We start from the raw sequence: 17,361 nt of genomic DNA on the forward strand, positions 1-17,361 counted from the left end.
AAGGGCATTTCGATCAGGCGCTTAGTCTACCGATACCCAGCCGAATTACTACTATCAGATGTTACCGCATTATTCGCTCATCGCATCGCGCCACAGTTTCTCTACTACCCGCTGGGCCATCAACGCCTGCTCACCGGAGGTTTCAGGAACTGTCTGATTTGCCACGCAATCAAGAAAATGACGCGCACAACCGACAAAACCACGCTGTTCGAGTGTAGTTTGCCAGCCCGGGACTGGACGGTTCACCACGCCATTGCCGCACTCTTCACGCCATTCGCGCATATCTGTAACGTCGTACAAACCACCCTCTGTGACCGCCTGAACCCACTCACGTTGGCTACCCGCCCGGCGATGCATACTGGTGGTGATTTGAAGGTTGCCTCGGGCAAAGTGATGCTCAGCAAAAAGCATTTGCCCCTGGTCGTTGGTCAACAGAGTCCCACTTTGCAATTGCGCTTCACCGCCAGACAGCCACAGTGCGGTATCAACCACATGCAGATAATCATCAAGCAACGTAAAACGCAGGTCATTTGGACCAACGCTGTCTGCTCGATGTTTATCCATCCGTACTGATAAACCATTCGCCAGTGTCGCTTTCAGACCCTGGTACAACGGTGAAAAACGGCGGTTAAAACCAACCATCAGCGTACGCTTTTGACGTTGCGCCATTTCCACTAAACGTTCAGCATCGGCAAGGTTTTCAGCCAGCGGCTTATCCACACAAACATGGACACCTGCCTGCAATAACTCGCTCACTACCGCGTAATGACTGCTGGTCGCACTGTGAACGAACACGGCGTCACACTGTGCCGCCAGTTCAGCAATAGAAGGAATATAGGGGATACGCCAGGTGTCGCAGACTTTCTGAGCTTTCGCCTGTGTTGGGGAAAATGCGCCCTGAAGCGTCCAGTCGCTGGAGGCTCCCAAAACGGGTAACCATGCTTTTTGGGCAATACCCCCTAAACCGACAACGCCTACGCGAAGTTTAGTCATTAATTAATCTCCGAGATGAGCGAGCAGTGAATCCAGGCGTTGCTTAAGGTCAGCAACTTCATTTTCGAGCTGTTCGACACGCGCTGTTAAATCGCCAGCAGGGGCAACGCTGCTTTCTGATGCTGATACTGCAACGTGCGACGCATCAACATCGCCGCTGAAAAGATGCATATAACGGCTTTCGCGTTTGCCAGGTTCACGCGGTAAGCGCACCACAAATGGGCCATCTTCGCGGTTGGCAAGATTTTCCAGCGTCGCTTCAACCTGCGCCATATCGCTGAACTCAAACATTCTTCCGGAGCGGGTACGCAATTCGCCTGGCGTTTGGGCGCCACGTAGCAGTAAGGCGGTGACCACCGCGACTTCTGCCGCAGAAAGTTTAAGGTCACCAAACTCAGAATTGCAGAAACGTTGTTCGTATTTAGTAACCCGATTACCAAAGCCGCTGACGGTACGCAAAAAGTGGCGCTTGACCAGCAAATCCAGCGTTTCCTGAACATCATGCTCTTTCAGATCCATCACCGGTTCGCGGTTGGTCTTCTGGTTACATGCCGTGACCACACCGTTGACCGACATCGGATACTGTTCGGGAGTGGTCACCTGCTTTTCCATCAGGCTACCCACAACTCGTGCTTCAACCGCAGTTAACTGATATTTCATTTATTGTCCTTAACGGCCAGGGGTCCATTCTTTGGTGGTCAGTGCGGTCAAAACATGATCCCGCCACACGCCATCAATCAGTAAATACTCTTTGGCATAGCCTTCTTTTTCAAAACCAAGGCGAGCGAGAAGGTCACCGCTGCGCTGGTTATGCGGCATGTAGTTCGCCATGATGCGATGGATATGCTGGCTACGCTGCATGTAGCGAATAGCCGTGGTCAGTGCTTCAAACATCATTCCCTGCCCCTGCCATTTCTCACCAAGTGAGTAGCCGAGATAGCAGGCATGAAATGAGCCCCGTACTACGTTTGAGAAGTTGGCAACGCCAAGGATCTCTTTCTCTTCCGGGTCGAGCAGCGCAAAGTAATAAGCACTACCGGTTTTATGCATTTCGCTAATCATGCCAAGCCGCGCCTGCCAGCCGGAAGGATAGCAATGGCTGTCATCACGAATGGGTTCCCAGGGTTTCAGGAACTGACGGTTTTCGGCGTAATAATCTGCCAGACGCCAGGCATCTCGCTCGTACACCAGACGCACCACCATGCGGTCCGTTGTTAAGCGTACTTTCGGCACGTTACTGCGGTAGCCAAACATGTTCACCCTACTCCTCACATCCCACGTATTTTTGAGCCAACGTAATTACTATACCTGCCCCTTGCGATGGAAGGAAAACAACAACATGCAGATTTCTCATTCGGCCATACTTTTTTCGATTAACGAGTTAAATCAAAGCGCCGGATTGATAAAAAAATATTGTCGCCGTACGCCCTGTCAAAAACCCTGAGAGCAGTGGAGAATAGAGGTTTGTCACACTTTTAAGTTCCCTGGAGGGGAGATGTCACGGGTCGCGCAGGCCAGGAGCCTGGGTAAATACTTCTTATTGCTCGATAATATGTTAGTTGTATTAGGCTTCTTCGTGGTTTTCCCTCTTATTTCCATTCGCTTTGTCGACCAAATGGGTTGGGCGGCATTAATGGTCGGCATTGCGCTGGGCCTGCGTCAGCTTACTCAGCAAGGGCTAGGTATTTTCGGTGGCGCCATCGCCGACCGGCTAGGTGCCAAACCGATGATTGTCACCGGAATGCTGTTGCGCGCCGTCGGTTTTGCGCTGATGGGCATCGCTCATGAACCCTGGGTTTTGTGGTTATCATGTTTTATTTCTGCTATCGGGGGCACACTATTCGACCCACCTCGCGCAGCCCTTGTCGTCAAACTGGTGCGTCCACATCAACGCGGCCGTTTCTTCTCGATATTAATGATGCAAGACAGCGCTGGTGCCGTCATTGGGGCGCTGCTCGGCAGTTGGTTGCTACAATACGATTTTCGTCTGGTGTGCGGTGCGGGCGCGGTGATGTTTGTGATTTGCGCCATCGTCAATGCCTGGCTGCTTCCTGCGTATAAACTCTCTACCATTCGCACCCCAATGCTCGAAGGCATGGGACGCGTGCTGCGCGACAAACGTTTCATCACTTATGTGTTAACGCTGGCCGGATATTACATGCTGGCGGTGCAGGTGATGTTAATGCTGCCGATTATGGTGAACGAAATTGCCGGTACGCCTGCCGCAGTAAAGTGGATGTATGCCATTGAAGCGGCACTATCCTTAACGCTGCTCTACCCTATTGCACGCTGGAGCGAAAAACGTTTCCGTCTCGAGCAGCGGCTGATGGCGGGTTTGTTCCTTATGTCCCTGGCCATGTTGCCGATTGGCCTTGCCAATAACCTTCAGCAACTGTTCACGCTAATTTGCGTGTTTTATATCGGTTCAATCATTGCCGAACCTGCCCGCGAAACGCTGGGGGCATCACTTGCTGATTCCCGTGCGCGTGGAAGTTATATGGGCTTTAGCCGACTGGGTCTGGCGATTGGCGGCGCATTTGGTTACGCCGGTGGCGGTTGGTTATTCGATGCTGGGAAAAGTATCAACCAACCGGAACTTCCATGGGTGATGTTAGGGATTATAGGCTTCATCACGCTCATCGCCTTGTGGTGGCAATTTAGCCCGAAACCGATAGACCCCTCTATGCTTGAACCCGGCAACTAGTTTGCAGCCCCTGGTATTCTCCTCCATACTCAAAAATTGACGGATTTTTCCTGACGATTGATATGGAGGAGTAACGTGAAGCTTTATATTTACGATCACTGCCCTTTCTGCCTTAAAGCACGAATGATTTTTGGCTTAAAGAATATCCCCGTTGAGCTGGTCGTCTTGCTAAACGACGATGAAGCAACCCCGACGAAAATGATTGGCAAGAAAATGGCGCCAATCCTGCAAAAAGATGACAGTCGCTACCTGCCTGAAAGCATGGATATCGTGCACTACGTCGACAAAATTGATGGTGAACCACTTTTGACCGGCGCTGCTAATTCAGCTATCAGCGACTGGTTACGCCACGTCAATAGCTATGTCCAACACCTGTTATTGCCGCGTATTGCGAAAGCGCCTTTTGATGAGTTTGCCACACCTGCAGCCCGGGCTTACTTCGCACAGAAGAAAGAGGCAATGATCGGTTCTTTTACTGACCATCTGACGCATTCACCGGGTCTGACCAAAAAAATCAGCGATGATTTACGTAAGCTCGATAAACTTATCGTGCAGCCCAATGCCGTCAACGGTGAGTTGTCTGATGACGATATCCACCTCTTCCCGCTGCTGCGTAACCTGACGCTGGTTGCCGGAATTGAGTGGCCGAGTCGTGTCGCGGCATACCGGGATAATATGGCCAAACAGACGCAAATTAACCTGCTGTCATCCCACGCCATTTAAAGATTGTTAATGGTTCTACGGCGGGTAAGTTAACCCGCCTTTATCTCATGATTCAAAAACTTATTCTGTCGAATAAAAAATTAAGCCTTTTCCTGTAGCACGCCCGGTACTAGTACATCATGATGCTTTATGTCAGGATCTGTGACCGATGCAGCATGTTAAGGATATCCATGAAAAAAATAGTATTAGCCGCAGCCTTGATGCTCAGCGGATTAGTGGTGGGTTGTAACCAGCTAACGCAATACACCGTCAGCGAACAGGAAATCAACCAGGCGCTGCACAAACGGAATAATTTCTCTAAAGATATTGGCCTGCCAGGCGTTGCCGATGCCCATATTGTCTTAACTAATTTAGCCAGTGCGATTGGCCGCGAAGAACCGAACAAAATCACCCTGACTGGCGATGCCAAACTGGATATGACATCTTTGTTCGGCAATCAAAAAGCTAATATCAAACTTAAACTCAAAGCCTTGCCGACCTTTAATAAAGAGCAAGGTGCTATCTATTTGCAAGAAATGGAAGTGGTAGATGCAACCGTCGAGCCTGAGAAAATGCAGACGATTGTCCAGACACTGATTCCATATCTCAATCAGTCGCTACGCAATTACTTCAACCAACAGCCCGCTTACGTGTTGAGTGAAGATAATAGTGCAGGCGAAAAACTGGCGAAGAAATATGCCAAAGGGATTGAGATCAAACCAGGCGAAATCATTATCCCGTTCACCGAGTAAGCTCTGAAACACTGGGGAGGCACATCCTCCCCAAGAAAATCTCAACGAAAATGGTGCAAAGCTAAACGTTTGCGCTTATCCTTTGTGCCCGGCATAAATCATCGTTATTTCCTTCCTACGCCGGAGCACTTTCATGACCGTATTACCTCAGGTATTAAAAATTCGCCGCCCAGATGACTGGCATGTTCACCTTCGTGATGGTGAGATGCTTAAAACGGTTGTGCCTTATACCAGCGAAATTTATGGTCGCGCGATTGTGATGCCAAACCTGGCGCCGCCAGTGACAACGGTTGAAGCTGCCATCGCTTATCGCCAGCGTATTCTCGACGCCGTACCGCAAGGGCATAGTTTTGAGCCTTTAATGACCTGCTACCTGACTGATTCTCTGGACCCGAACGAAGTTGAACGCGGGTTTAATGAAGGTGTGTTTACTGCGGCAAAACTCTACCCGGCAAATGCGACAACTAACTCAAGCCATGGCGTGACCAGCACCGCCGCAATCCTACCTGTGCTTGAGCGTATGCAAAAAATCGGCATGCCGCTGCTGATTCACGGTGAAGTAACTCACGCTGACATTGATATTTTTGACCGTGAAGCACGCTTTATCGAAACTGTCATGGAACCGCTGCGTAAGCAACTGCCGGAACTGAAAGTGGTGTTTGAACACATCACCACCAAAGATGCCGCACAGTATGTGAAGGAAGGCAATTCCCTGTTAGGTGCAACTATTACCCCGCAACACCTGATGTTTAACCGCAACCACATGCTGGTTGGCGGCGTGCGCCCTCACCTGTACTGCCTGCCTATTTTAAAACGCAGTGTGCATCAGGAAGCGTTACGCGAACTGGTTGCAAGCGGATGCGACCGTGTGTTCCTGGGGACTGACTCCGCACCACACGCACGCCATCGCAAAGAAGCAAGCTGTGGTTGTGCTGGCTGCTTTAACGCCCCTTCTGCTTTGGGTGCTTACGCGACGGTATTTGAAGAGATGAATGCAATGCAGCACTTCGAAGCGTTCACATCCCTCAATGGCCCGCGTTTCTACGGTTTACCTGTTAACCAAGAGACTATCGAACTGGTTCGCACTCCGGTTGAAATGCCAGAAACCATCGAAACATCCGATGACAGCATCGTGCCATTCCTGGCCGGTGAGAAAGTAGCCTGGTCAGTTAAAGCATAATTTTTACCGCCCCCTGTTGCATCACTGGCGATATGACTGTATAAATATCCAGTATATTATTAACCCTAAATAATTCCAGTTGCATCGCGGCGGCAAGAGAACAAATCCCGATGAGCTTACATAGGTAAGTGATTCAGGGGAGTGAACGCAGCCAACAAAGGGGCAACTTGAAGTATGACGGGTTCTACAGGGGGCTGTTATGCGTATTGAAGTCACTATTGCCAAAACTACATCTCTGCCACCAGGCGCTATTGATGCGCTTGCCAATGAACTTTCACGTCGTATTACTCAGCACTATCCTGAAAACGTTAACCACGTTCAGGTGCGTTATGCCGCTGCAAATAACCTGTCAGTTTTAGGGGCCACCAAAGAAGACCGCGATCGTATTAGCGAAATATTGCAAGAGACCTGGGAAAGCGCTGACGACTGGTTTGCTGCGGATTAAAAAACATAATGGGAATGAGCTGGCTTTAGATCATTTTGCCGCTCATTTCAGGTAAAAATTCCCTCGTTGTTATCTTTATACCGGGTGTCGCCATCCGGTTTTTTTAATTGTATGAAATTCGCTCATTTAAATAATTTCCCTTCTTGTACATTACCCAGAATCATCTGATTCAATAAAGAATATCATGGCGGTTTATTGTGCAATTAAGCGCTTTATTGTAAAAAAAGTGTTGCAGGGTATTTATTTCTCCGTCGAAATAGCTTAATCATTGATATACTTAACTGGCTTCACATTAAACAAGCATTAAACCTCACGAACCGTTGTCTCAAACACACGTATAAAAGGGGTTATGATGGAAAAAAATAGTGATGTTATCCAGACCCATCCCCTTATCGGATGGGACATCAGCACCGTTGATAGCTACGATGCGCTGATGCTTCGCCTGCACTACCTGACCTCGAATACGCAAAAGCACGACGAAACTGAAATCGGTCAAACTTTATGGCTGACCACGGATGTTGCCCGGCAATTTATTTCTATTTTAGAAGCCGGGATTGCTAAGATTGAATCTAGTGATTACCAGGTAAACGATTATCGTAAGCATTGATTGTCGATGCTGCTCAAATAACGCAAGGCACCTAAAGGTGCCTTTTTTATTATTCAGGTTTCGCTCAATTGCCAGTCGGCCGAGAATTAATTAACCTGCTATATACTTTTTGCCAGAGAGAAGAGAAAAGCATCATGCATTATGACCTTATCATCGTCGGTAGTGGTTCCGTTGGCGCAGCCGCCGGATGCTATGCCACTCACTCCGGCTTAAACGTGCTTATGATCGACAGCAACCACCCTCCCCACCAGCAAGGTAGCCATCATGGTGATACTCGCCTGATGCGCCATGCCTATGGCGAAGGGGAAAAATATGTCCCACTGGTGTTACGCGCCCAGATATTATGGGATGCGTTGCAGGAAATTAGTGGTGAGAAAGTCTTTCATCGCACAGGTGTGATTAACCTCGGCCCTGCGGATTCAGCATTTATCTCAACGGTGCAAAGCAGTGCGCAAAGCTGGTCACTACCGCTTGAAACACTGACGGCTGAACAAGTGATGACACGCTGGCCACAAATTACCGTTCCAGAAAACTATCTTGGCTTATTTGAGCCAGATTCTGGTGTGCTGCGCAGCGAGTTGGCGGTGGAAACTTATATCCGTCTGGCAAACCAGGGTGGGTGCGCGCAGTTATTTAATTGCCCGGTGACGGACATTCGCCATACCGCAGACGTTGTGGTAGTCGATACCCCAGAAGGCGAGTTTACCGCCGATAAACTTTTGGTGAGCGCAGGAACCTGGGTCACTAAATTATTACCCGAACTGCCGGTTACGCCTGTGCGCAAAATCTTTAGCTGGCATCAGGCTGACGGACGTTACAGCGAAAAGAACAATTTCCCTGCATTCACGGCCGAGTTACCCGATGGTACCCAGTACTATGGTTTCCCTGCCGGAGAAGATAACGAGCTGAAACTCGGGAAACATAATGGCGGACAAGTCATCAGTGAACCGCAGCATCGCAAACCATTTGGCGCGATCGCAACCGATGGCAGTGAAGTATTCAGTTTCTTACGCCAGATCATGCCGGGCGTGGGTGTCTGCATGCACGGCGCAGCCTGCACTTACGATATGTCGCCAGATGAAGATTTTATTATTGATACCCTACCAGGCCATGACAATACGCTGGTGATCACCGGGCTGAGTGGACATGGGTTTAAATTTGCATCGGTACTGGGGGAGATTGCCTGCAAGTTCGCTCTGGGCAAAGAACCTGGCTTCGACCTGACACCATTCTCGCTTTCGCGCTTTAAATAAAACCACGTAACGTCGGATATCGCTTATGCTAATCCGACCTACGAAGCGCTTTTTGCAGGTGGATTCACGTAAGCAACATCCACCAGAAAAGTTACTCGGGATCAGGGATCCCCAACGTGGTATTGAGCGCACCACGCGATTTATTGAAGATCTTATTACCGTTTTCACGACCAGCGCGGCGACGGCGCTGCTCTTCTGGTGACAGCGCTAGCTCCTCGCGGCAAATGTCGCTACAACAGCCTGCAAACTTCTCTGCACAGGATGGACACTGAATAAATAGCAGATGACAGCCATCATTTTTGCAGTTGGTGTGGCTATCACAGGAAACCCCACACTGATGGCAGTGGGCAATCACATCTTCGGAAATTCGCTCACCCATACGCTCGTCAAAAACAAAGTTCTTGCCAACAAAACGCACTGGAATCCCCTGCTCACGCGCACGTCGGGCATATTCAATAATCCCGCCTTCAATGTGATAGACGTTCTTAAAACCGTTGTGCAACATCCAGGCGCTGGCTTTCTCGCAGCGGATCCCGCCAGTGCAATACATGACAATTTTCTTTTCTTTGTCATCCTGCAACATATCTACCGCTTTCGGCAGCTGTTCACGGAACGTATCAGCCGGGATCTCTAAAGCATCCTGGAAATGGCCAACTTCATATTCGTAATGATTGCGCATGTCGATAAATACGGCTTCAGGGTCATCGAGCATGGCGTTGACATCTGCCGCTTTAAGGTAAGAGCCGACATTGCTGGCATCAAAAGACGGGTCATCAATCCCATCGGCAACAATACGGTCACGCACTTTCATGCGCAGCACCCAAAACGACTTGCCGTCATCTTCAAGTGCGATATTCAGACGCACGCCATTGAGCGCCGGATGGAAGGCATAAAGCGCTTCACGGAATGCCTCAACACGGCTTTGCGGTACGCTGATTTGCGCGTTAATCCCTTCATGAGCGAGATAGACACGGCCAAAAACATTTAGCGCGGTAAAAGCCTGATACAGAGCATCACGCGTGGTTTTAGGATCTTCGATATGGAAATATTTATAGAATGAGATTGTGGTGCGTGGCTCGGTTTCAGCCAACATACGCACGCGCAGTTCATCATTCGATATACGGTTGTGTAACACTGGCATGGTGTTCGCTCGGCTATCGTTGATAAGAAAAAAACTGGGCAGCATCATAAAGCAATTATCGTTAATTTACATCCACGCATTTTGCGCTACATTTTCTTCATCTAGCCGCACCGCAATCAACAATTGATGGATTATCAGTCACTCCGCACCCGTTAATTTTGGCTGACTCTCAAAAAGTGTCACAATAGTCTTACTCAAGAAGATCCGGCATTTGCCGTCACAATAGGTTTTACATGACGAACTTACCGCAATTCTCGCGCGCATTGCTTCATCCCCGATATTGGGGAATTTGGTTTGGGATTGGCTTACTCTACTTAATTACTCTCCTCCCTTACCCTGTGATTTATCGACTTGGCCGTGGCCTTGGCCAACTCGCCAGGCGCTTTATGAAACGTCGCGTCAGAATTACACGCCGCAATCTTGAGCTCGCCTTCCCGAACAAAACCGTCGAAGAGCGAGAACACTATCTGGAAAAAAACTTTGAGTCCGTAGGCCTTGGCTTGATGGAGACTGGTATCGCCTGGTTCTGGCCAACATGGCGTATCCAGCGCTGGTGCGACGTTAGCGGCGTCGACCAGATTCATGCGGTACAAGAAGCCAAGCGCGGCGTACTCCTGATTGGTATTCACTTCCTGACGCTTGAATTAGGCGCACGCATGTTCGGCATGAATACGCCGGGCATTGGCGTTTACCGCCCGAATGACAATCCCCTGCTGGACTGGCTGCAAACCTGGGGCCGCATGCGTTCAAACAAAAGTATGATCGACCGTAAAGATCTCAAAGGCATGATCCGGGCGCTAAAACAGGGCGAGATTATCTGGTACGCACCTGACCATGACTACGGCCCACGCGGCAGCGTTTTTGTACCATTCTTTGGCGTTGATCAAGCGGCTACCACCAGCGGTACCTATACGCTTGCTCGTATGTCGGGTGCGGCAATTGTCCCGATGGTGCCACGCCGCAAACCTGACGGAAAAGGCTACGAGCTGATTATTCTGCCTGCGGAGTTTTCACCACCGCTGGAAACCCCGGAAGGCACAGCGCTGTGGATGAACAAAATCATCGAAGAATGCATCATGATGGCGCCTGAGCAATATATGTGGCTACACCGCCGTTTTAAAACGCGCCCCGAAGGCGTTCCCTCACGCTACTAGCTATCCTTCATTAAAGTCATAAGGCGGCTTCTGGCCGCCTTTATTCGTTCTAAAATTGTGTTTTAGAAACATTGCCACTCCAACGCCAACAGGCGCATAATTAGCAAGGTAATAATTCCCCGCATATCTTTTCTGCCCAATTTGGAGCGTTATGACTCTCGCCGAGAGCACCACCATCAACTGGAAACGAAATCTCACTGTCGCCTGGCTTGGGTGTTTTCTGACTGGTGTTGCATTTAGTCTGGTAATGCCTTTCCTGCCCTTGTATGTCGAACACCTTGGCGTAACAGGCCACAGCGCATTAAACATGTGGTCCGGTATCGTTTTCAGCATCACCTTTTTGTTTTCAGCGATTGCATCACCTTTCTGGGGCGGGCTTGCCGACCGTAAAGGCCGCAAAATCATGCTGCTGCGTTCAGCGTTGGGTATGTCCATCGTGATGGTGCTGATGGGGTTTGCGAGCAATATCTGGCAGTTTCTGGCGCTTCGTGCACTGCTAGGCTTGTTGGGCGGTTTTGTGCCCAACGCCAATGCGCTGATTGCCACACAGGTCCCACGCCATAAAAGTGGCTGGGCTCTGGGCACATTATCAACGGGAGGCGTGAGTGGTGCGCTTCTCGGGCCGATGATCGGTGGTTTTCTGGCGGATACTTACGGCTTACGACCGGTATTTTTCATTACCGCAGCCGTGTTGTTTACCTGCTTTGTCTTTACGCTTTTCTGTATTCGCGAACAATTCACGCCCGTGAACAAAAAAGACATGCTGCACGCGCGCCAGGTATTCACTTCACTTAAAAACCCAAAACTGGTGCTGAGCCTGTTTGTCACCACCATGATTATTCAGGTCGCGACCGGTTCGATTGCCCCAATTCTGACGCTCTACGTGCGCGAACTGGCGGGTAATGTCAGCAACCTGGCGTTTATCAGCGGTATGATAGCATCTGTTCCTGGTGTGGCGGCGTTGATAAGTGCACCGCGCTTAGGGAAACTGGGGGATAGAATCGGGCCGGAGCGAATTTTAATCTGCGCACTGGTTATTTCAGTGCTGCTACTGATCCCGATGTCGATGGTACAAACGCCATGGCAATTGGGCGTGTTGCGTTTCCTGCTCGGTGCAGCCGACGGCGCGCTATTGCCTGCGGTACAAACTCTGCTTATCTATAACTCCAGCAACCAGATTGCCGGACGTATCTTTAGTTACAACCAATCTTTCCGTGATATTGGCAACGTTACCGGCCCGTTAGTTGGGGCGGCAGTCTCAGCCAGTTACGGCTTCCGCACGGTGTTTTTAGTCACCGCTGGTGTCGTACTCTTCAACGCGCTTTACTCATGGATTACCCTGCGCCGCCCAACCGCTCGCACCCGTATTTTGGAAGATTAACTCTCAAATCCTCTCATCCTCTAAGTAATTCGAGTTGTATCGCGGCGGCAAGTGAAAGAATCCCCAGGAGCTTACTAAAGTAAGTGACTGGGGTGAGTGAACGCTGCCAACAAAGAGACAACTCGAAGTACGACGAGGATTAAATCTCATACTTGCAACTTTGCGAAGAGCGTCAACAATTAACTTGAAATTGCGCTGTAGCGCGCTCCCTGACCTGTAACAAAAGGAGATGAGTATGAGTCTGTACGCTACGCTGGAAGAGGCCATTGATGCCGCACGCGAGCTTTTCCTTGTAGATAATCCGGAACTTGAAGAAGAGAGTGCCAGTGTTCAGCAATTGAACATCCAAAAGTACATTCTTCAGGATGGCGACATTATGTGGCAAGCTGAGTTCTTCGCAGATGACAGCGAAGATGGCGATTGTTTACCGATGCTCAGTGGTGAGGCAGCCCAAAGTGTGTTCGACGGTGACTACGATGAAATCGAGTTACGCCAGGAGTGGATTGAGGAAAACACGCTGCATGAGTGGGACGAAGGTGAATTTCAACTTGAGCCGCCGCTGGATACCGAGGAAGGGCAAACTGCGGCTGATGAATGGGATGAACGATAAAACGTTTATTCGTATGGCCCATGGCTGGCATCAATGGGCAACAACAGTGTGTCGAAGACCAGCGAAAATGGTAAGTCGAGCACTGTAATATAGCGCCATGCACTGTCACGCACGTCCCACTGCACTCCGGGGTAATACTGATTACCATGTCCCTGCCCCGGAACTGCACGGCTGATAATACTGCCACAACCACTCAGCAAACACGCCATCATTACGACCACAATCGCTCTAAACAAATCTTCTCTCCTGATTTTTCCGGCTGAGTATAACTGCCCATCGCTTGAGCGCAAAAAAATGCCGACCCGAAGGTCGGCATTGATAACGCGTATTACCCGTTATTTAGTCGGCAATGCCTCAGGATTCAGACTCACCGTTTTGTAGTTATCAACCCATGAGGAATAACGCTGCGGGTTAGACCACACACGGTAATGCAGACGAGACATTGTTACCGGGTCGCTTAACAGCACCAAGCGACGGTCGCGGTTAAGTTTCTCAGGCGTTTCGTTAAGAGCTTGCTCAACGTGACGATCACGGGCGATTTCCAGCACCTGGCTGGCACGGTGACGCGCCGTTGCCATTGCGGTTGCCAGGGCATTAAACGACGGGTTAAACACCGCGTGCATAAAGCCATCATCCAGCGTACGGCTGCGGTTCAGCTTCAGGTAGTTGTCGGTATCCACCAGCACCTGTGGAGGAGAATACTCTTCCGGGATCAGGAACAACTTCCAGCGTTTGGTACGCAAACCGATGGTCGCACGGCTCGAAATCACCGATACAAACGGCGATAGAATCAGTGAGAACACGATTGGCGCAAGCCAGAACAGGAAACGTAAATCCAGCCACGCCATGCCCACTGCCCACACCAGACCCAGCAGCAGCTGAGAACCGTGGCGCATAAACGCTTCGCCCCAAGGGGTTGAATCGTCATCACGCTGTGGAGAGTTCCATACCACTTCCCAACCGAGGAACGCGCTCACCACAAACACGGTGTGGAACAGCATACGCACCGGTGCCAGCAGCACGGAGAACAGCACTTCAAGCAACAGAGAAGCCGTAACGCGGAAGAAGCCACCGAACTCTTTCGAGCCTTTGCACCAAATCAAAATGATGCTCAGCAGCTTCGGCAGGAACAGCAACACCATGGTGGACGCGAACAACGCAATCGCAAGCTCAGGACGCCACTGCGGCCACACCGGGAACAACTGGCGCGGTTGCAGGAAGTATTGCGGTTCGGTCAGCGCGTGTACCACCTGCAAGGCAGTTGATAATGCGAGGAACATAAACCACAGCGGAGCAGACAGGTAAGACATAACGCCCGTCAGGAACACCGCACGGTGTACCGGGTGCATACCTTTTACCAGGAACAGACGGAAGTTCATCAAGTTACCGTGGCACCAACGGCGGTCACGCTTGAGTTCATCCAGTAAGTTCGGCGGCAGCTCTTCATAAGAACCCGGCAGATCATAGGCAATCCACACACCCCAACCCGCACGACGCATCAGCGCTGCTTCTACGAAGTCATGAGAAAGGATGGAACCGGCGAATGAACCTTCACCTGGCAGCGGTGCTAACGCACAGTGCTCAATGAATGGCTTAACGCGGATAATCGCATTGTGGCCCCAGTAGTGGGATTCACCCAATTGCCAGAAGTGCAGACCCGCTGTAAACAGCGGCCCGTATACACGTGTCGCAAACTGCTGGCAACGCGCATACAGAGTGTCCATGCCTGACGCTTTTGGTGAAGACTGAATGATGCCCGCATTCGGGTTAGCATTCATCAGACGCACAAGGTTAGTCAGACAGTCACCGCTCATTACTGAGTCGGCATCCAGAACCACCATGTAACTGTACTGATTACCCCAACGACGACAGAAGTCATCGATGTTGCCACTTTTACGCTTCACACGACGACGACGGCGACGGTAGAAAATCTGCCCTTCGCCCTGCACTTCGTTGATGAGTTCCATCCACGCTTTCTGCTCGGCAACACAGATATCCGGGTTGTAGCTGTCGCTTAAGATGTAAACGTCGAAGTGCTGCTGTTGGCCGGTTGCTTTTACCGATTCCCACGTCGCGCGCAGGCCCGCAAATACGCGGTCTACGTCTTCGTTACAGATTGGCATAATCAACGCGGTGCGATGCGCCGGGTCGATTGGTTCATCACCCACTGTTGAGGCAGAGATACTGTATTTATCTTTGCCCATCAGTAGCTGGAGGAAGCCCATCAGCGCAGTCCAGAAACCGGCTGAAACCCAACAGAACAGAATCGCAAAAAGGATCAAAATGCCGGTTTGCAGCACATACGGCAGAAGCTGCATAAAGGACACCCAAAGATCCTGGCCGATCATGTCGGATGGATTGATCAGTGCCCAGCCCTGGTAAGGCAGAATTGTCTTCATATACCAGGTTGCAACCACCGTCTGAGAAATGGTCAGCAGCAGCAGAATGTAACGGCGGATTGTTCCGACGGTACGCCATTTCTGCTCAGCTTCAGCCTCTTCTTTCGACATGTAGCGAGGATTTACTTCCCGCCCGCGTAAACGATCCCAGAAACGACCAATCGGGTTGGTGCGCCACGGATCGGGGAACATAGAAGAACGCGTAGCTTTAGGCATTGCCTGCAGCTGGGTGCGCCCCTCTTCGTCCTCAATCAGTTGATCACCGCCCAACGATCCAGGCCAGCTTGCTTCAAGCCGGGCCTTTACCGAGGCTAAAGGGGAATCATCGGCTCTGTCATAGTGGTGCCCTTGCGCATCAAGCGCTTCATGCACCGCTTGCAGATCTGATGCAGGAAGAGCCGCCTTCTGCTCAGCAGAAAGCGGGAGTGCATCAATATAATCAGACGCGGTATCAGTAAACTTATTCATTGGCAGGTAGCTGGTAGCTCCAGGTTTCACTCAACGTTTGATCACCATTGACCAGCGCTGCACGCATTTCAGTCGGTTTCTTCTCATCTTTGACTTTCACACGTACAGTCAAACGCCAGCCTTTAGTGACCGGGTTGTAACGTACCTGGCTGTCAACGATTTCACCGTTGTCACCAATGCTGGTTTGCGCGGTAACCGGCGTATCTTGCGGCAGTTTTTTCATGTCCGCGCCGACGTAATCCACGACAAACGCAATAGTGCCGTCTGGTTGGCGAATCAGATTTGACTGCTTCACATCACCGGTTGAACGGCGAGTCTGCGCAACGTATGCGTTATCAGGCGCATGCATTTTGTCTTCATCACGGCTGAAGGTAATAGTGTATTTGAAGTTCATCTCTTTGCCTGGTTCCGGGAGCTGATCCGGAGTCCAGTAAGCAACGATGTTGTCGTTAGTTTCGTCATTGGTTGGAATTTCAACCAGTTCAACGCGACCTTTACCCCAATCACCTTGCGGCGCAACCCATGCACTTGGTCGCTGATCGTAACGATCGTCAATATCTTCAAAACGAGAGAACTGACGGCCACGTTGCAGCAAACCAAAGCCAACTGGATTCTCGGTTGCAAACGAGCTCACCGCCAGATGTTTCGGGTTATTCAGCGGACGCCAAATCCATTCACCGTTACCGGCATGGATAGACAGACCGTTGGAGTCATGCAGTTCCGGACGGAAGTTGGTGCTTGGTGACGGCTGATTTGGCCCAAACAGGAACATACTGGTCAATGGTGCCACGCCCAGTTTGCCAACTTTATCGCGCAGATAAACTTTTGACTGTACGTTCACCACTGTGTCGCGCCCTGGGGTAATCACAAAGCGATACGCACCGGTTGCACGTGGGGAATCGAGCAACGCGTAGAGGGTCAGCGTTTTGTCGCCTGCTTTCGGGCGTTCAATCCAATACTCACGGAAACGTGGGAACTCTTCGCCAGATGGCAAAGCAGTGTCAATAGCCAAACCACGAGCAGACAGGCCATAAACCTGACCTGAGCCAATCACACGGAAGTAACTCGCCCCGAGCATGCTGACAATTTCGTCGTTCTTATCTTTGCTGTTGATCGGATAGAGCACTTTGAACCCGGCAAAGCCGAGATCTTTCACGGTGTCTTTATCGTGTTTCACATCACCGAAATTAAAGTAATCCGGGTTGTACTTGATCTTATGAACCGCAGTTGCCGTCACTTCATTGATAGCAACAGGGGTGTCGAAGTACATACCCTGATGATAAAACTCAAGCTTAAATGGGGTCTTTAACTTGCTCCAGTAGGCTTTGTCGTGATTGAACTGGATCTGCTGATAATCCGCATATTTCATGTCGCGGAAGAGCGAAGGCAGATTGCTTTTCGGTGCTTCGTAGCTTTTGCCCGCTAATGTTTTCGCTTGTTTTGCGACATCATCGATATTGAAGGCCCAAACTGAGGTGGTATAAAGTGACAGCATTACTGCAGCACCGAGCCCACACACTTTCATCATTTTTAGTTTATGTTTCATATTAACCAGCACATCCCCCTTTGTGT

Annotated in this window: 17 protein-coding genes; 10 read left to right on the top strand and 7 right to left on the bottom strand. The window is 50.4% G+C overall.

Translation table 11 applies throughout. The annotated features are described in order from the left end of the window. Nucleotides 1-69: 69 nt before the first annotated feature. The 3 genes from AC0IXI_RS15530 to rimJ are packed head-to-tail and all read right to left on the bottom strand — an operon-like array spanning nt 70 to nt 2,247. The gene (locus tag AC0IXI_RS15530) at nt 70-993 is read right to left on the bottom strand and encodes a Gfo/Idh/MocA family protein (RefSeq protein WP_413497812.1); all 924 of its coding nucleotides are present in this window, start codon (nt 991-993) and stop codon (nt 70-72) included. Between the two features lie 3 nt (nt 994-996). Beyond that, a complete protein-coding gene (locus AC0IXI_RS15535) occupies nt 997-1,653 on the bottom strand; it encodes a YceH family protein (protein WP_422567958.1) in 657 nt (218 codons plus the stop codon). A 9-nt stretch (nt 1,654-1,662) separates the two neighbouring features. Then, the gene (rimJ, locus tag AC0IXI_RS15540; RefSeq protein ID WP_034456200.1) at nt 1,663-2,247 is read right to left on the bottom strand and encodes a ribosomal protein S5-alanine N-acetyltransferase; all 585 of its coding nucleotides are present in this window, start codon (nt 2,245-2,247) and stop codon (nt 1,663-1,665) included. A 241-nt stretch (nt 2,248-2,488) separates the two neighbouring features. Between rimJ and mdtH the strand changes: the two genes are divergently transcribed. The 7 genes from mdtH to solA all read left to right on the top strand — a co-directional run bounded on the left by mdtH (nt 2,489) and on the right by solA (nt 8,636). Continuing rightward, complete coding sequence (gene mdtH, locus AC0IXI_RS15545) at nt 2,489-3,697, top strand: multidrug efflux MFS transporter MdtH (protein ID WP_134183466.1); 1,209 nt, start codon at nt 2,489-2,491, stop codon at nt 3,695-3,697. A gap of 75 nt (nt 3,698-3,772) precedes the next feature. Continuing rightward, on the top strand, nt 3,773-4,420 hold the full coding sequence (gene grxB / locus AC0IXI_RS15550) for a glutaredoxin 2 (protein WP_413497813.1): 648 nt from the start codon (nt 3,773-3,775) through the stop codon (nt 4,418-4,420). Nucleotides 4,421-4,590: 170 nt separating this feature from the next. Next, nucleotides 4,591-5,151 carry a lipoprotein gene (locus AC0IXI_RS15555; protein WP_134183469.1) on the top strand — a complete coding sequence of 187 codons (561 nt, stop codon included), beginning with the start codon at nt 4,591-4,593 and terminating at the stop codon, nt 5,149-5,151. Nucleotides 5,152-5,284: 133 nt separating this feature from the next. After that, nucleotides 5,285-6,331: a dihydroorotase gene (gene pyrC, locus AC0IXI_RS15560; RefSeq protein WP_064517860.1), complete on the top strand. Its 1,047-nt coding sequence runs from the start codon at nt 5,285-5,287 to the stop codon at nt 6,329-6,331. Nucleotides 6,332-6,530: 199 nt separating this feature from the next. After that, the gene (gene dinI / locus AC0IXI_RS15565; RefSeq protein ID WP_064517858.1) at nt 6,531-6,776 is read left to right on the top strand and encodes a DNA damage-inducible protein I; all 246 of its coding nucleotides are present in this window, start codon (nt 6,531-6,533) and stop codon (nt 6,774-6,776) included. Nucleotides 6,777-7,128: 352 nt separating this feature from the next. After that, nucleotides 7,129-7,383 (top strand): biofilm formation regulator BssS, encoded by a 255-nt coding sequence (bssS, locus tag AC0IXI_RS15570; protein WP_034456211.1) that lies wholly within the window; start codon nt 7,129-7,131, stop codon nt 7,381-7,383. Between the two features lie 134 nt (nt 7,384-7,517). After that, entirely contained in the window at nt 7,518-8,636 is a 1,119-nt protein-coding gene (gene solA, locus AC0IXI_RS15575; RefSeq protein ID WP_471682735.1) for an N-methyl-L-tryptophan oxidase, read from the top strand. A 91-nt stretch (nt 8,637-8,727) separates the two neighbouring features. Here the strand turns inward: solA and trhO are convergent, their stop codons facing one another. Beyond that, nucleotides 8,728-9,777 (bottom strand): oxygen-dependent tRNA uridine(34) hydroxylase TrhO, encoded by a 1,050-nt coding sequence (trhO, locus tag AC0IXI_RS15580; protein ID WP_413497816.1) that lies wholly within the window; start codon nt 9,775-9,777, stop codon nt 8,728-8,730. 233 nt (nt 9,778-10,010) lie between these two features. Here trhO and AC0IXI_RS15585 point away from each other — a divergent pair, with 233 nt between their 5' ends. The 3 genes from AC0IXI_RS15585 to AC0IXI_RS15595 all read left to right on the top strand — a co-directional run bounded on the left by AC0IXI_RS15585 (nt 10,011) and on the right by AC0IXI_RS15595 (nt 12,922). Further along, nucleotides 10,011-10,931, top strand: coding sequence for a Kdo(2)-lipid IV(A) acyltransferase (locus tag AC0IXI_RS15585; protein ID WP_471682736.1), 921 nt, complete (start codon nt 10,011-10,013; stop codon nt 10,929-10,931). Nucleotides 10,932-11,082: 151 nt separating this feature from the next. Further along, a complete protein-coding gene (mdtG, locus tag AC0IXI_RS15590) occupies nt 11,083-12,312 on the top strand; it encodes a multidrug efflux MFS transporter MdtG (protein WP_422567962.1) in 1,230 nt (409 codons plus the stop codon). Between the two features lie 235 nt (nt 12,313-12,547). After that, the gene (locus tag AC0IXI_RS15595; RefSeq protein WP_064517824.1) at nt 12,548-12,922 is read left to right on the top strand and encodes a MysB family protein; all 375 of its coding nucleotides are present in this window, start codon (nt 12,548-12,550) and stop codon (nt 12,920-12,922) included. Nucleotides 12,923-12,927: 5 nt separating this feature from the next. Here the strand turns inward: AC0IXI_RS15595 and AC0IXI_RS15600 are convergent, their stop codons facing one another. The 3 genes from AC0IXI_RS15600 to mdoG form a co-directional block, all read right to left on the bottom strand. Then, the gene (locus AC0IXI_RS15600; protein ID WP_279586333.1) at nt 12,928-13,146 is read right to left on the bottom strand and encodes a YceK/YidQ family lipoprotein; all 219 of its coding nucleotides are present in this window, start codon (nt 13,144-13,146) and stop codon (nt 12,928-12,930) included. Nucleotides 13,147-13,257: 111 nt separating this feature from the next. Then, nucleotides 13,258-15,789 carry a glucans biosynthesis glucosyltransferase MdoH gene (mdoH, locus tag AC0IXI_RS15605; RefSeq protein WP_064517822.1) on the bottom strand — a complete coding sequence of 844 codons (2,532 nt, stop codon included), beginning with the start codon at nt 15,787-15,789 and terminating at the stop codon, nt 13,258-13,260. After that, entirely contained in the window at nt 15,782-17,317 is a 1,536-nt protein-coding gene (gene mdoG / locus AC0IXI_RS15610) for a glucans biosynthesis protein MdoG (protein ID WP_134184171.1), read from the bottom strand. Before mdoG ends, mdoH begins: the two co-directional genes overlap by 8 nt. Nucleotides 17,318-17,361: the final 44 nt, after the last annotated feature.

This window comes from Buttiauxella sp. AC038, from assembly GCF_979253565.1.